Source organism: Pseudoalteromonas sp. CNC9-20, from assembly GCF_022347875.1.
In the GTDB taxonomy this organism is placed as follows: Bacteria; Pseudomonadota; Gammaproteobacteria; order Enterobacterales; family Alteromonadaceae; genus Pseudoalteromonas; species Pseudoalteromonas ruthenica.
Window position 1 is genome coordinate 136,987 of sequence record NZ_JAKRFS010000005.1, and the last position, 14,665, is coordinate 151,651.

The 14,665-nt window shown below is 47.3% G+C and carries 19 protein-coding genes; 16 read left to right on the forward strand and 3 right to left on the reverse strand.

Annotated features, from left to right (window positions below; translation table 11 throughout):
• Nucleotides 1–97 precede the first annotated feature (97 nt).
• From MHM89_RS13220 to MHM89_RS13230, 3 genes are read left to right on the forward strand one after another with little or no spacing between them, the layout of a single operon-like run.
• A complete protein-coding gene (locus MHM89_RS13220) occupies nt 98–412 on the forward strand; it encodes an HI1450 family dsDNA-mimic protein (protein WP_022944113.1) in 315 nt (104 codons plus the stop codon).
• Nucleotides 413–421: 9 nt separating this feature from the next.
• A complete protein-coding gene (locus tag MHM89_RS13225) occupies nt 422–1,234 on the forward strand; it encodes a DUF481 domain-containing protein (protein WP_045978550.1) in 813 nt (270 codons plus the stop codon).
• A gap of 33 nt (nt 1,235–1,267) precedes the next feature.
• Nucleotides 1,268–1,708 carry a hypothetical protein gene (locus tag MHM89_RS13230; RefSeq protein WP_045978551.1) on the forward strand — a complete coding sequence of 147 codons (441 nt, stop codon included), beginning with the start codon at nt 1,268–1,270 and terminating at the stop codon, nt 1,706–1,708.
• Between the two features lie 42 nt (nt 1,709–1,750).
• Here MHM89_RS13230 and MHM89_RS13235 read toward each other — a convergent pair whose 3' ends face one another.
• Nucleotides 1,751–2,239, reverse strand: a complete 489-nt coding sequence (locus MHM89_RS13235) for a peptidylprolyl isomerase (protein ID WP_022944110.1) — start codon at nt 2,237–2,239, stop codon at nt 1,751–1,753.
• Between the two features lie 12 nt (nt 2,240–2,251).
• Complete coding sequence (locus MHM89_RS13240; RefSeq protein WP_022944109.1) at nt 2,252–3,160, reverse strand: folate-binding protein YgfZ; 909 nt, start codon at nt 3,158–3,160, stop codon at nt 2,252–2,254.
• Nucleotides 3,161–3,305: 145 nt separating this feature from the next.
• On the opposite strand from MHM89_RS13240, the gene MHM89_RS13245 reads away from it, so the two are divergent.
• Together MHM89_RS13245 and MHM89_RS13250 are read left to right on the forward strand one after the other, a co-directional pair.
• Entirely contained in the window at nt 3,306–3,557 is a 252-nt protein-coding gene (locus MHM89_RS13245; protein ID WP_022944108.1) for a succinate dehydrogenase assembly factor 2, read from the forward strand.
• Entirely contained in the window at nt 3,550–3,975 is a 426-nt protein-coding gene (locus MHM89_RS13250; protein WP_151172366.1) for a protein YgfX, read from the forward strand. The genes MHM89_RS13245 and MHM89_RS13250 overlap by 8 nt, the downstream gene beginning before the upstream one ends.
• On the opposite strand, the gene nadB is transcribed toward MHM89_RS13250, so the two are convergent.
• Nucleotides 3,950–5,566, reverse strand: coding sequence for an L-aspartate oxidase (nadB, locus tag MHM89_RS13255; protein ID WP_022944106.1), 1,617 nt, complete (start codon nt 5,564–5,566; stop codon nt 3,950–3,952). The two genes, MHM89_RS13250 and nadB, sit on opposite strands and share 26 nt — an antisense overlap.
• A gap of 203 nt (nt 5,567–5,769) precedes the next feature.
• Between nadB and rpoE the strand changes: the two genes are divergently transcribed.
• The 11 genes from rpoE (at nt 5,770) to MHM89_RS13310 (ending at nt 14,658) form a co-directional block, all read left to right on the forward strand.
• Nucleotides 5,770–6,351, forward strand: a complete 582-nt coding sequence (gene rpoE, locus MHM89_RS13260; RefSeq protein ID WP_022944105.1) for an RNA polymerase sigma factor RpoE — start codon at nt 5,770–5,772, stop codon at nt 6,349–6,351.
• A gap of 1 nt (nt 6,352) precedes the next feature.
• Nucleotides 6,353–6,955 (forward strand): RseA family anti-sigma factor, encoded by a 603-nt coding sequence (locus tag MHM89_RS13265; RefSeq protein WP_239409014.1) that lies wholly within the window; start codon nt 6,353–6,355, stop codon nt 6,953–6,955.
• A gap of 60 nt (nt 6,956–7,015) precedes the next feature.
• Nucleotides 7,016–7,903: a MucB/RseB C-terminal domain-containing protein gene (locus MHM89_RS13270; RefSeq protein ID WP_231658110.1), complete on the forward strand. Its 888-nt coding sequence runs from the start codon at nt 7,016–7,018 to the stop codon at nt 7,901–7,903.
• A 3-nt stretch (nt 7,904–7,906) separates the two neighbouring features.
• Nucleotides 7,907–8,356, forward strand: coding sequence for a SoxR reducing system RseC family protein (locus MHM89_RS13275; protein WP_022944102.1), 450 nt, complete (start codon nt 7,907–7,909; stop codon nt 8,354–8,356).
• Nucleotides 8,357–8,424: 68 nt separating this feature from the next.
• Complete coding sequence (lepA, locus tag MHM89_RS13280) at nt 8,425–10,212, forward strand: translation elongation factor 4 (protein ID WP_022944101.1); 1,788 nt, start codon at nt 8,425–8,427, stop codon at nt 10,210–10,212.
• A 21-nt stretch (nt 10,213–10,233) separates the two neighbouring features.
• Complete coding sequence (lepB, locus tag MHM89_RS13285) at nt 10,234–11,169, forward strand: signal peptidase I (protein WP_022944100.1); 936 nt, start codon at nt 10,234–10,236, stop codon at nt 11,167–11,169.
• A 2-nt stretch (nt 11,170–11,171) separates the two neighbouring features.
• Nucleotides 11,172–11,849, forward strand: a complete 678-nt coding sequence (gene rnc / locus MHM89_RS13290; RefSeq protein ID WP_022944099.1) for a ribonuclease III — start codon at nt 11,172–11,174, stop codon at nt 11,847–11,849.
• Nucleotide 11,850: 1 nt separating this feature from the next.
• Entirely contained in the window at nt 11,851–12,750 is a 900-nt protein-coding gene (gene era / locus MHM89_RS13295; RefSeq protein ID WP_138547680.1) for a GTPase Era, read from the forward strand.
• Nucleotides 12,751–12,756: 6 nt separating this feature from the next.
• A complete protein-coding gene (gene recO, locus MHM89_RS13300; RefSeq protein ID WP_130145174.1) occupies nt 12,757–13,452 on the forward strand; it encodes a DNA repair protein RecO in 696 nt (231 codons plus the stop codon).
• Nucleotides 13,453–13,459: 7 nt separating this feature from the next.
• Complete coding sequence (gene pdxJ, locus MHM89_RS13305; RefSeq protein ID WP_022944096.1) at nt 13,460–14,191, forward strand: pyridoxine 5'-phosphate synthase; 732 nt, start codon at nt 13,460–13,462, stop codon at nt 14,189–14,191.
• Nucleotides 14,192–14,262: 71 nt separating this feature from the next.
• Nucleotides 14,263–14,658 carry a hypothetical protein gene (locus MHM89_RS13310; RefSeq protein ID WP_239385726.1) on the forward strand — a complete coding sequence of 132 codons (396 nt, stop codon included), beginning with the start codon at nt 14,263–14,265 and terminating at the stop codon, nt 14,656–14,658.
• Nucleotides 14,659–14,665: the final 7 nt, after the last annotated feature.

A 14,665-nucleotide genomic window follows, 5' to 3' on the forward strand; every position in this document is an offset into this window, starting at 1 on the left:
CGGGAATTTCCCGGCTTTTTATTGGTCGCGAGACAATGCACATTCTTATCAAGTTTTGTTATTATCGCCAGAAATAAGCATCAACGGGATCAGCACCATGTCAGGGCCGCGCCTATTCACTGAACAAGAAATAACTCATCATGCCTATGAAGTATTCTTGGAGCTTGCACCTGAGCACTTGTCCGAGCAGGATATCAACGATTTTAACGAGCATCGTGAGGCTCTGGGGTTTATAGAAGAAAGTGCGCCAAGTGAGCAATGGCAAGGGATTGTGGCGATGGAAATCGAGCCGGAGTTCTACAGCGAGGTGAGCATCGGGCTCGAGCTGGAGAATGAAGACTTGGTATTCGCACGGGTATTGATCAGCCGTGATAAAGATGCGCCATTTTGTCACGTTATTTGGAAAGAGTAAGCACTAACTATGCGTTTTATCGCTCTATTAATTGCTTGTTGGAGTGTAAGTTGTTGGGCCGTTGACCCATTTGAAGACTTTCATGAATACGGACAGTTGACGGATGCAGAAATCCACGAAATTCACCAAGGTGAAATGTTTTACGGTGATGCCGAGTTTGGCTTTATCGTGACTCGAGGTAACACCGATTCAACGAGCTTTAAGCTACGTAGCAATATTTACCAAGATTTTACCCATTGGCGCAATCAGTTCAAATTTGACTCTTTATACCGTCGTGATGTTGATGCTGAAACCGGCGAAGAAACTATTTCGGCGCAACGATTTTTTGGCTCTGCACAAACAAACTACAAAGTAGGCGAAAAAAACGCCTCGTTGTTCTTTTACGCCGATTACGAGGAAGATGAATTCAGTGGTTTGGAGTACAAGGCCACAGTGGCAACCGGCTATGGTAATCGTCTCTACAAAGGGGTGAAAAACACCGTCGACTTTGACATCGGCCCGGGTCTATATCGCTCTGAGGGCAAACCCGCTGAAGAAGGTGAAGAGCCGACTGAAAGTGAAACTGGGTATTTATTGCGCTTAGCTTTACAGTGGGAGCGTACGGTCTCTAAACGTACTCGTTTTAATCAGTTTATCAGTGCTGAGCAGTCACTCTCAGGGCTGAATTCGCGGCTAAAATCAGAAACTTCTTTGATTAGCCAAATTATGGGGCAGTTATCACTTAAATTTGCTTATTTATATCGTTATAACTCCAAACCGGAAGAAGATAAGCGCAATTTCGACTCAGAATTAAGCGCCACTTTCGTCTATAGTTTCAATTAATGTTAGCGCTGCGCTGACACAAAAAGGAATAGTATGTATCAACATAAGCAAACTGCTTGGGCCATTCTCATTATTTTATTGTGGGTGGGTGGCTTTTTGGGATTAGCCTTTTACCTGATGGAAGGGGATGGTCCGATGATGCTGTTTGCGGCCATTTTAGTGATACTGGCATTTTTATTTCATGGCTTAACAGTGCGTGTAGATGAACAGGGTGTGGAATGGTTCTTTGGCCCTGGTATCGCTAAAAAGCGACTCGCATTTGATGAGATTAAATCGGTTGCTGTTGTCAGTAACTCGTTTCGTCATGGGGTGGGCATTCGCATTACTCATGATGGCTGGGTATACAATGCCAGTGGCTTTGCTGCTGTAGCCATCGAGCTGCATGACGGCACATTTTATCGCGTTGGCAGTAATGACGCTGATAATCTGGCTAAGCACATTAGTGCTCACTTACCGGCTCAGGAACAAAGCTAAAAAAAGGCGCTTAAGCGCCTTTTTTTAAAGAGTCACAGACAACTATTCGTGGTCGTGATCACATCCCCCTTCGCCGTGAACATGGCCATGGGCTAATTCATCAGCGGTGGCATCGCGTACATCTACAATTTCCACATCAAATTTTAGGTGGACACCTGCAAGTGGATGGTTACCGTCAACGATCACATCTTCACCTTGAATATCGACGATAATAACTGTTTGCTCACCGTCATCAGTGGTGGCGCGGAACTGCATGCCTACTTCAATATCCATACCATCGAACATTGATTTAGGTACAGCCTGCATCAATTGCTCATGACGCTCACCATAGCCATCTTCTGGCGCGATTTCGACACTCAGGGTATCACCTGCTTGTTTACCAATTAGCGCATTCTCTAAGCCCGGGATCAAAAAGCCAGTGCCAACGATAAAGACTAATGGCTCACCATCAAAGGTATTGTCGATGGTGTTATCGGCTTTGTCGACTACGCTGTAGTGCATAGTTACGACTTTCTTCTCGGCTATATTCATAACGTTTCCCAATTATTCTTCAGTGAGTGAGTAAGGGAGTGGCTCAATACTGAACATCACCTCAGGTGCGTGTTTTGCACGAAGTTGACTGTCGAGTTCAAGATCGTTTGGCAACACTGCCAAGCCATAAAGTCTGCCTTGATCAACCGCTTGTGCTATCAAGGTGCCACCGCGACGCCAATTGTCACCGACCTGACGTTCTAAATCCACTGGCTGTACTTGACCCTCTGTGAGCGGTGGCGCTAGTTTGCTGTCTGCTTGCGCAGAGAGTACGAACATCGCGCGTTTGTTTTTACCTAGGTACTTCATGCGCGCGACAGTCTCTTGACCAGTGTAGCAGCCTTTACTAAAACTGATGCCGCCAAGCGCATGTAAATTAACCATTTGCGGGACGTATTCATCAATTGCGGCAGCACATAAGCTGGGCTCTGCGGCCTTAATTTGCGCGCACAAAAAAGCCTCGCTTGAGTGCGCGGGTGCTAAGGTGTCGGCATCGGCTACAACAAGGTAACGGTCATCGGCAAGAGTGAGCACCAACCCTTCAGGTAGGTTGGTCGCGGGATTATCAAGGTTGACTCCTAAGTGCGCACCTAGAGCTTGTTTGTCACCTAACACGCCAGATACCTGTTGCGTCATAGAGGTGATTTCAACTTGGCTAAATACCGCATATTTCTTTAGCTCTCGCAGCGCTGCTTCGGCCTCATCGGCGCTACAAATTAATAAATAGCCTTGCTGATAAGCTGCGATGCGAAAGCAGGCCCATAGCTTTCCTTTTGCGCTGCATTGCCCTGCCCACAGCCAAGTGTTTGGCTCAACAAGGTTGATATCTTGTGTGAGTTGTCCTTGCAGGTAAGATTTAGCATCAACACCACTAACGTAGATCGCAACATAATCTGTTGCGTAAACAGTAAATGCAGACATACACGACTCCTTAGGTACGCAAGCTAATGACAAGCGCAAGTGTATCGTAAGCGTCGCAGTGATGACACCCGATAGACGCAAAATAGCTGTGAGTAGCAACAGTTTTTGCTAAACTGCGGCGCAGTAAACCATAAAGAGGTAAACCATGGCGAAGTTAGACAGTAAAGCACGCTTACGTTGGGCGTGTCGCAGAGGCATGCTTGAGCTTGATGTGTTGTTTATGCCCTTTGTTGAAGAGGCGTACGACTCCCTTAATGATGATGACAAGGCGACGTTTCAACGCTTGTTGGCGGCTGATGATCCCGATTTATTTGCTTGGTTTATGGGTCATGAGCAATGTGAAGACGCAGAACTTGCGCGTATGGTTAAAATCATTCTAGACCGCGTACGTGTATAGAGGTGTATTTTCTGCCAATACGGCGAATCACCGGCCATTGTTGGGGCTAGTCGGGCTTATCTACATAATACTCGTGTTTAGTCAGCCGCAATGGTTATGGGCTTTGCTATGTGCAATTGTGCTCATGATCGCGAGTTGGCATGGCTGGCGGGTATATAAGCGTTGCTGGCCGCGCTATGGCATTATTACTATTGATAATCAGCAAGTAGAATTACATGGCCAAGGCATTGAACTCAGTGGCAAGCTATTAAAGGGAACTAAGGTATTCAATGGCCTAGTATGGCTGCATTTGCAAAGTACCTACACCGGCGCCAAGCGGCACGTGTTTATAGCGGATAAGGCGATGGCGCCCGAGCAGTTTCGTGACTTCGCTCGGGCTGTTAACGAAAACCTTAACGACCCAGTGTCGCAGGATTAAGCTCGGTGATATGGCTGTGTGGTAAACGTTCTGGGTAGTCCAAGGTGTAGTGTAGGCCTCGGCTTTCTTTGCGCGCTAAGGCACTGTGGATAATAAGCTCGGCAACTTGGACGAGGTTACGTAGCTCCAATAAGTTATTGCATACTCGGAAATTCGCATAATACTCATGGATCTCTTGTTGCAATAACTCTACTCGACGCAGTGCACGCTCAAGGCGTTTGGTCGAGCGCACAATGCCGACGTAATCCCACATAAATAGCCTGAGCTCATGCCAGTTATGGGTAATGACGACCTCTTCATCGGAGTTAGTGACCCGGCTTTCGTCCCAATCGGGCAGGGTGCTAGGCTCTGCGGGTAACCCCAATTTTGCGACAATGTCTTTGGCTGCAGCTTGGGCAAAGACAATACACTCCAACAACGAGTTGCTAGCCATGCGATTCGCTCCATGCAGACCCGTGTAGGCGACCTCGCCAATGGCATAGAGGTTGTCCAAGTCGGTTTTGCCGTTAAAATCGGTCATCACGCCGCCACAGGTGTAGTGCGCTGCAGGGACTACCGGAATGGGTTCTTTGGTGATATCGATTCCCACACTTAGGCACTTGGCGTAAATGGTGGGGAAGTGCTCGATGATAAATTCTTTATCACGATGAGAGATGTCTAAATAGACGCAATCAGCCCCTAAACGCTTCATTTCAAAATCAATGGCTCTGGCTACGACATCGCGAGGGGCTAGCTCGGCGCGCTCGTCAAATTCCGGCATAAAGCGTGTACCATCTGGGCGCAATAAATAAGCCCCCTCACCGCGCATTGCTTCGGTAATTAAAAAGTTCTGTAATTTTGGATGGTACAAGCTTGTGGGATGAAACTGGTTAAACTCCATGTTAGCCACTCGGCAGCCTGCTCGCCACGCCATGGCAATGCCATCGCCACTGGCAACATCAGGATTCGAGGTATACAAATACACCTTACTGGCGCCGCCGGTGGCCAAAGCAATAAAGCGAGCGCTGAGAATTTCTACTTGCTCTTTGGCACGGTTATAAACATACACGCCATGACAATGTTTGCCGTCGCGCCCAAGCTTGGCGTCGGTAATAAGGTCGATGGCGTTGTAATTCTCTAGCAAGGTAATATTAGGGTGTGCTTGCACCCGCTCAATCAGCGTTGTTTGCACTGCTTTACCAGTGGCATCGGCAGCGTGCAGAATACGACGATGGCTGTGTCCGCCTTCACGAGTTAAATGGTAACGCTCATGACCTTTGTCATCGGTTTCCATATCAAAAGGGACACCTTGCTCTATTAGCCAACGCATACAAGCCTTCGCATTCGATGCTGTGTAATGCACGGCCTCACGATCGCACAGCCCAGCACCCGCTTCTAAGGTGTCTTCAACGTGCGACTCAATGCTGTCGTTTTGCTTGTCGAAAACGGCAGCAATACCGCCTTGGGCATATAAAGTCGACCCTTCTCGCAGTGCACCTTTACTAATAACCGTAACTTGGCAATGGTTGGCAAGTGACAAGGCCAGTGATAAACCAGCGGCACCGCTACCTATGACGGTAACGTCGCTGTGATGTTGTTTGTTTGGGTTCATGTTATAATGTGGCTTGAGGTTTTTATACCTACGTGGCTCTATATGTATCATATTTACGGGTGTCACACGACTTTAGTTGCTTGCCAATGCAAAAATATTTGCCTAAGCGCGAACTTTTTCATTTTACTCAGGTCAGACACAGTGTATTTGGTAGCAAAGATGCAGCAAGAAAAGCACGACAACGCAGAGGAGTACCGGCTCGAATGAGCGAGCAGGATTTGGATTTAGCGCTGGTAAGAAAGGTTCAACAAGGAGATAAAAATGCTTATAACCTGTTGGTCACCAAATATCAGAATAAGGTTGCAGGATTGATTTCTCGTTACGTTGCCAATCAAGGCGATGTTGCAGATGTAGCTCAGGAGGCGTTTATTAAAGCCTACCGGGCCCTGCCTAACTTTCGGGGCGACAGTGCGTTTTATACTTGGTTATACCGTATCGCGGTGAACTGTGCGAAAAATTACTTAGTAGCACAGGGTCGTCGGCCGCCTGCGAATGATGTAGATGCAGATGAAGCAGAGTTTTACGAGGGCGCTGATTTATTGCGCTCAAATTCAACGCCCGAGAATTTGCTTCTGAGTGACGAAGTCAGAGACGTTATTTTTGCAACCATAGATAAGCTACCAGAAGATTTAAAAACAGCCATCACTCTGCGGGAGCTAGAGGGGATGAGCTACGAGGAAATCGCTGCGGTGATGGATTGCCCTGTGGGTACGGTACGTTCGCGTATATTCCGTGCCCGAGAAGCGATAGATAATAAGTTAACTCCGTTAATAGGTGAGTCTTAATATGACTAAAGCAAAGTGTAGTGAGCAGGATAAGGCGTTTGTCTCTGCTTTGGTTGACAACGAAGTGTCTTTGGACGATGTCCAAACTGACGATATTGATTCGCAAACCTTAGCCCGCTACAGCCTAATTGGCGACGCGATGCGCTCAGAGACCGCGCCTTCAATTCAATTAGATATTGCCGCTTCGGTTGCTAAGCAAATAGAAAACGAACCTGTCCATGCTGAATTCGGCCAACAACAAGCACAACAACAGCCGGCCGCATCACAGCAAAGCGCTCAGGTTATATCTGGTGGATGGTGGCGTGGTATCGCCCAAACAGCGATTGCCGCAAGTGTTGCTGTGGTTGCTGTAGTGGGTGTGCAACAATATGGCACTTCTGGTTCAGAGCAAAGCGACTTGCCACCATTGCAATCGCAGCCATTTTTAGGTTCCGCATCGCCGGTAAGTTATTCTTCGGAGCCGGCGCTTGATAACGCCGAGCGTGGTTTAAGAGATTTGCAGAAGCAGCGTATTGGTGCGCTTGTTATGGAGCACCAGCGACAAACCCGTGAAGCGGCGCGCATCGCTGCTAACGACGAGTCACAAAGTAAAAAGGACCAGTAACGAGTAATGAAGTACCTGTATGTTGCGCTTTTTAGTCTGTGGCTGACTCCTGCGTTGGCCATGTCCGAGATGACCGCTAAACAGTGGTTGGATAACATGGCTACGGCCGTTAAGCAGCGCAACTTTGTTGCTTCTTTCGTGGTCGTCAAAGACCGTGCCATGGAGCCTTATCGTTGGAGCCATGGTATTTATCAAGAGCAGGAGTTAGAGCTTCTTACGCTGTTAAATGGCGCCGGCTTGGAAATGGTGCGAGTTGATGATCAGGTCACCTATTACGAGCCGCAAAATCAGCCATATTCAATCGCTACTAATACCATCGCTGGGCCTATTCCCGAAGTCTTATTTAGCGATATTGATAAGTTGCAAAGCAACTACCGCTTTGTGCTTGGAAATAAAGGACGTATCGCTGGGCGACCGGCACAGCAAATTCGCATCGAGGCAAAAGACCAAGATAAGTACAACTACTGGTTGTGGTTGGATACTGAGACCTCGTTATTGCTCAAATCCGCTTATGTGAATCACAGTGGTGAGTTGCTAGAGCAGTTACAGTTAAGCCATATCAGTGTGACCGAGCAACCCGCTCCGGAGCTGGTGGAAATCAGTCAACGTGAATTTCCCACGCCGCTGCCGAAACTAGATGGGCAAAGCGGTGAAAGTAGCTGGAGTATCGGATGGCTGCCGCAAGGATTTGAACTGCTTAAAGCCGACCGCCATAAACTGAACATGAATAATGAGCTGGCCGACTACTACCTTTATTCTGACGGCTTAGTTGATGTCTCGGTGTTTGTGCAGCGGCCTCTAGCTAGTCAGCGTCCTAGCGGTGCACTGACCTCGGGAGCAACTACCGTGTATATTCATAATGCCGGAGCTTACGATGTTTCGGTGATAGGAAATATCCCGACGGCAACCGCGAAAAACATTGCCGAATCCGTCCAGCGTCCTCTGTAGATTATGATTGAGCAAACCCTAACGGTGGTATCAGTGAAAGGGGATACCGCCTTTTTAAAAAGCGAACAAAAGCCAGCTTGTGCAGGGTGCAACGGTAAATGTGGCGCGCAAATCTTTGCCAAGTTATTCAAAACCGACAAAAAGACCTTCCCGTATCAATTTTCTGAACCTGTCGTTGTGGGGCAAAAAGTGAAGTTAGCCTTGGATGACTCCCACATTGTCAGTAGTTCGTTTGTTGTTTATATCTGGCCATTGTTGGCGGCATTGGTAAGCGCCGTGCTTGTACAAAGTGTTTTAGGCTTAGGCGAACTGGCACAAATTGGCACTGCTGTGGTGGCCGGTTTCGTTGGCTTTGTCATGGCAAAACAACGTCTTGCGCAGGTTGTTCATGATGTAAAAGTATTAAAAATTTACCCTTTGAGCCTACCTATTTCGCAAAGAGTTGGTGATTAGCGTCAATTAAAGGTAAAATCGGGCCTTTATTTACACGAGCTCAAGTTTAAGAAGTCAGAATCCAATTTATGAAGCATATCCGTAACTTTTCGATTATCGCCCATATCGACCATGGTAAATCGACCCTTTCCGATCGTTTGATCCAAGTATGTGGCGGGTTAACCGACCGCGAAATGCAGCAGCAAGTTCTGGATTCAATGGACCTCGAGCGTGAGCGTGGTATTACCATCAAAGCGCAAAGTGTAACCTTGAATTACACCGCCAAAGACGGTGAAACTTATCAGCTTAATTTTATCGACACCCCAGGGCACGTTGACTTCTCCTATGAAGTATCGCGTTCTCTTGCGGCCTGTGAAGGCGCGTTGCTTGTTGTTGATGCTGGCCAAGGTGTCGAAGCACAAACCTTAGCCAACTGTTACACTGCCATTGAAATGGACTTAGAAGTGGTGCCTATTCTTAATAAAATAGACCTACCACAAGCAGATCCACTGCGTGTTGCCGAAGAAATAGAGGACATTGTCGGGATTGATGCCACTGATGCCGTGCAGTGCAGTGCAAAAACAGGAATTGGTATCGACGATGTGCTAGAGCGTATCGTTCGCGATATCCCGCCACCGCAGGGCGACACCGACGGGCCTCTTAAAGCACTTATTGTTGACTCTTGGTTTGACCCTTATCAAGGCGTTGTGTCTTTGGTGCGCATTGTTCAAGGCGAGCTGAAAACGGGCGACAAGATTAAAATCATGTCGAACGAGCAAGTTCACATTGCTGACAAGGTGGGTATCTTTACCCCTAAACAAACTAATACTGGCACACTGAAAACGGGCGAAGTAGGCTTTGTAATCGCCGGTATTAAAGAAATCCATGGTGCGCCAGTCGGTGATACGATTACCTTGGCGAAAAACTCAGCACAAGAGCGTTTACCCGGCTTCCAGCGCGTTAAGCCACAGGTATATGCAGGCATGTTCCCGATCTCTTCGGATCAATACGAGGCATTTCGTGATGCTCTTGATAAGCTCAGTCTCAATGATGCATCGCTATTCTTCGAACCGGAGAACTCAACCGCATTAGGTTTTGGTTTCCGTTGTGGCTTCTTGGGCATGTTGCACATGGAAATCATCCAAGAACGCTTAGAGCGTGAATATGATATTGACCTCATTACAACCGCGCCTACGGTAATCTATGAGGTTGAGACCAAAGACGGCACGATTCAGATTGATAACCCATCTCAGTTGCCTGCTGTAAACGATATTCTTGAAATTCGCGAGCCTATTGTTGAGGCCAATATTCTTGTGCCACAAGAATACTTAGGCAGCGTTATTACTTTGTGTGTTGATAAGCGCGGCGTGCAAACGCGTATGAATTATCATGGTAACCAAGTGGCTATTACATACGAGCTGCCGATGGCTGAAGTGGTGATGGATTTCTTCGATAAGCTGAAGTCGACCAGCCGTGGTTTTGCCTCTCTGGATTATAACTTCAAAGAATTCCGTACCTCAGACATGGTGCGGGTCGATATTCTTATTAACGGCGACCGTGTTGATGCCCTAGCGATGATTTGTCACCGCGATAATGCTCAAGGGCGAGGCCGTGAGCTTGCAGAAGCACTGCGCGAACTTATCCCAAGGCAGATGTTTGATATCGCAATTCAAGCGGCTATTGGCAATCACGTTATTGCCCGCTCAACAGTTAAGCAGTTGCGTAAAAACGTAATCGCTAAATGTTATGGTGGCGACGTGAGCCGTAAGAAAAAGCTCTTGCAGAAGCAAAAAGAAGGTAAAAAGCGTATGAAGCAGCTTGGTAATGTGGAAGTGCCACAAGATGCCTTCTTAGCAATTTTAAAAGTTGGCAAATAATAACAAAAGGAAATGCCTCTGATGGCCGGATATTTCTCCATATTTTTGGTGTTATTAACCCTTGGCTCTGGGTTAATTTGGTTGGTTGACCATCTTGTATATGCACCTAAACGTAAAGAGCGTATAGCCCTAGCTGAAGGGGCGGCAGGTAAAGAACTTGATGAAGAGTTGAAGCAAGAAATCGCACCTGAGCCTGTGCTTACCGAGCATGCTAAGTCGATTTTCCCGATGATCGCTATCATTACGGTGTTTCGCTCTTTCATTTTTGAACCCTTCCAAATTCCATCGGGGTCAATGATGCCGACCCTTTTGGTGGGGGACTTTATCCTCGTACAGAAATACTCCTACGGCGTTAAAGACCCGGTCTGGCGCAGTGAACTTATTGAGACCGGCAAGCCGGAGCGCGGAGATATTGCGGTATTTAAGTTTCCACCAGATCCTAAGTTAGACTTTATTAAACGTGTCATTGGGCTGCCTGGCGATGCCATTGTGTATCGCAATAAGCAGCTGTATATCAAACCAAATTGCGCCGAGGGTGAACGTACTCAAGGTGCATTGCAATGTGGCGAATATAATAAAATTGCGCTAGAGATCATCAATAAAGATGAGTTCTCGCTCAGAGGACAATCGCTGGTGCGGCTGCAAGAAAGTTTGGGTGAAGTTGAGCATGACATTCTGATTAATCCAACTTTGCCAGAATTTAAGAGCAAATATTATCGCCAGCAGGGATCAAAAATTGATGAATGGATTGTTCCCGAAGGCCATTATTTTATGATGGGTGACAATCGCGATAACAGTCAAGATGGACGCGCTTGGGGGTTTGTACCTGAGGCTAACCTTGTAGGTAAGGCCGTGTTTATTTGGATGAGTTTTGAATTTGAACATGAACCAGATAGCGCGCTTCCAAGTTGGGTTCCAACCGGCGTACGATTCGAACGCCTAGGTAATATTCAGTAACAATGAAGAAAAACGTAGCAGAACTTTATAAAAAAATTGGTTATACCTTTAGTGAGCAAAACTTACTAGAGCAAGCCCTTACACACCGCAGCCATAAAGGCCAGCATAACGAGCGCCTGGAGTTCTTAGGTGACTCTATCCTCAGCTTTGTTATTGCCGATGCGTTGTACCACAAGTTCCCCAAAGCGCGAGAGGGCGATTTAAGCCGTATGCGCTCGACCTTGGTTCGTGGGCAAACACTTGCCGAATTTGGCGTTGAATTTGAATTGGGTGATTACCTGCGCTTGGGACCCGGTGAGCTAAAAAGCGGCGGTTATCGCCGTGAGTCTACACTAGCTGATGCGGTAGAAGCGATCATCGGTGCGGTGTTCTTAGACTCCGATATCGATACCTGCCGTGACCTAGTGCTAAGCTGGTATGCCACTCGCCTTGAGTCAATTTCCCCAGGAATGAATCAAAAAGATCCAAAAACTCTACTGCAAGAGTTTTTACAGGCGCGCAAACTCCCCTTGCCGGGCTACACTGTGATTGATACGAAAGGTCAAGCGCACAATCAAACATTCACGGTTGAATGTATTGTTGAAGGCATGGACAGCATTATTTCTGTAGGCAGTTCACGCCGTAAAGCAGAGCAAAAAGCGGCGGAAAAAGCCTTAAAGATGTTAAAGAATGACAGCTGATATGCAAACAACTACCCATTGCGGTATGGTCGCCATTGTTGGCCGCCCCAATGTAGGAAAATCGACCTTGCTTAATAAAATTGTTGAGCAAAAGGTCAGTATTACCTCGCGTAAGCCACAGACCACGCGCCATCGCATTATGGGTATCCACACCGAAGATAATTACCAAACTGTTTACGTTGACACACCTGGCTTACACGTAGAGGAAAAACGTGCTATCAACCGGCTAATGAACCGCGCAGCATCAAGCTCAATTGGTGATGTTGAATTGGTGATTTTCGTTGTTGAGGGGACGCATTGGACTGATGATGATGAAATGGTACTCAGCAAAGTCAGTGGCGGCAAAACACCGGTGTTGGTCGTGATCAATAAGACCGATCAAGTGAAAGACAATAACCTGATTTTGCCGCACATTAAGTGGCTCAGTGAGAAAGGCGATTTTGCTGGCATTATTCCAGTATCGGCAAAACACAACCGCAATCTTGATTTGATCAAAAAAGAGGTACGCGCTCGCTTGCCAGAAAGTGAGTTCTACTTTCCAGAAGATTATATTACCGATCGCTCAATGCGGTTTTTAGCGGCTGAAGTAGTGCGTGAAAAGCTGATGCGCTTTATGGGTGATGAGCTGCCTTACTCGGTTACTGTAGAGATTGAACAGTTTAAGTGGCAAGACAATGGTGTATGGCATATAAATGCACTGATCCTTGTTGAGCGTGAAACGCAAAAACGTATGGTGATCGGTAACAAAGGTGAAAAGTTAAAAACTATCGGCCGAGAAGCACGTAAAGACCTTGAGCATATGCTCGATAATAAAGTGTTTTTAGAGCTTTGGGTGAAGGTCAAATCAGGTTGGGCAGATGACGAGAGAGCACTGCGCAGCTTAGGTTATGGCGAAGATTAAACGCCGATGGAAGCCGGTTTTGACCGTGCCTTTTTACTTCATCGTCGAGCCATTAGTGACTCGCAGTGGCTCGCTGATTTTTTAGTACAACACCGTGGTATGATGCGCATGATAGTGCGTCTCAGTGGTAAACACGCCGTAAAACATAAGGCTCAGTTACAGCCTTTCCAACCTTTGCTCATACGCTATCAAGGCGGCGGCGATCTTAAGTATTTGCAGCATTTCGAACTATCAGGCTCACAGCCCGCTTTGATTGGTGACAAACTATATTGTGGTTTTTACATGAACGAGTTGGCCGTGCGTATCGTACCTTTGAACGAGCCGCTGGAGCAGGTGTACGACCTTTATCAAGCACAGCTCAAGGCCCTAGCGGCTACTAACCACATGGCAGCGAGCTTACGCCATTACGAACTCACTTTATTGGAAAGCTTGGGTTATGGTGTTGATTTTGAATACGATAATATCGGTAAAGAAATCAGCGCTGATTGTCATTATGACTACTATCCAGAGCAAGGGTGGGTGATGCAACAACAGCCTAAATATGGCTATGGTTTTAGCGGTAAGCAAGTGCTTGCAATGGCTGCGCGTGAGTTTACAGATCCTGAAATTCAACAGGCGGCGAAGCATTTTTGTCGCTTTCTACTTAAACCCTTGCTAGGCAATAAGCCATTGAAAAGCAGAGAGTTATTTAAATCAAGGTAAGGCAGCAATGAAAGAAATTCTATTAGGCATTAACGTTGATCATATCGCCACCTTGCGCCAGGCGCGCGGCACTCGTTACCCTGACCCTGCCCATGGCGCAGCAATCGCTGAGCATGCGGGCGCTGATGGTATTACTATCCATCTGCGCGAAGACCGTCGTCATATCCAAGACCGCGATGTGTATGTGATGAAAGACACCATTCAAACCCGTATGAACTTAGAAATGGCGGTGACTGAACAGATGCTGGCCATTGCCCTTGAGGTACAACCCGCGTTTGTATGCCTAGTACCAGAAAAGCGTGAGGAGCTCACCACCGAAGGGGGGCTTGATGTGGTCGGTCAATTCGATAAAGTTGCCGACGCGGTTAAACGACTCACAGCTGCAGGTATCAAAGTCAGTCTATTTATTGATGCCGATAAAGCGCAAATTGATGCCAGTGTGAAAGCGGCGGCACCCTATATTGAAATTCACACCGGAGCCTATGCCGATGCCGAGAATGACCAGCAACAAGCGAAGGAACTAGAAATTATTCGTGAAGGTGTGCGTTATGCTCATAATCAAGGGCTCATCGTCAATGCGGGACATGGCTTGCACTATCATAATGTGAAGCCAATTGCCGCGATGGAAGAAATCTATGAGCTTAATATTGGTCACGCCGTTATTGCTCGTGCGGCCATTGATGGCATGGAAAAAGCGGTTCGTGACATGAAGCGCTTGATGTTAGAAGCGCGGGCGTAATTAGACCCTAAGCACTGGCGCCGCCCAGTTCGGTGGTATGAGTGCTTTGCAGTAGCTGAAGTAAACATAACATGCGCAGCGCCTCAACCGATCTCGATAACAGGGCACCTGTTTGGCTGGCGCTGTCGGAATTGTTTTTAGATACCGCAGTGAGTGATCACTATGATGCTATCGCCCGGTGCTGTGCGCACTCACCTTACAGCCTCAATGAACTTGCCTTTATTTTACATTATGAAGTTGCCCCAGTGCTGTGGCGAAACTTATTATCACCTGCTGGGCACTGGAGTGGTTTTGATGAGCAGTGGCTTATCAGCGCAGTCAAAGCGCATGTACTTAGCGCACGCACACCGCTAAGGCGGGCGTTACTGTATCTGTATTCGCTTTGTTATCGTCGCTATCTGCACCATCATTGGCAGGCATTAGTACCAAGGATAAAGCACTGGCGACAAGTGCAAGGCAATGCTTAATGCACTG